We start from the raw sequence: 240 nt of genomic DNA, 5'->3' as shown, positions 1-240 counted from the left end.
ACGGCGTGTCCATCACGTCCTTGTTGCCCAGCATGCCCAGGCGTGCGCCACGGGCCACCTGGCCGCCAGCGAGCACCTCGGGCAGGTCGGTGGGGCCCAGATAGCGGGCGTTGACGTTCGTCGCGTCAAGGGTCAGGCTCTGCGCGCTGTCGCCCGTTGACTCGGCGGTGGCGGCCCAGGCGTTGCCGCTGGCAGCAGCCAGCAACAGGGCGGTACGAATAGCGAGGGTTAACCGGCTGG

1 protein-coding gene is annotated in these 240 nt (G+C 70.0%); it reads right to left on the bottom strand.

Going from position 1 to position 240, the window contains the following annotated elements; all coding sequences use genetic code 11:
- The coding region (locus AC2Q9J_RS18450; RefSeq protein ID WP_499042184.1) for a hypothetical protein at window positions 1-240 on the bottom strand (240 nt) is incomplete at both ends.

The organism is Planococcus sp. RAB007_Raresut (genome assembly GCF_057369535.1).
The sequence above is the reverse complement of the archived record's forward strand: the minus strand, read 5'-3'. Positions and strand labels throughout refer to the sequence as shown.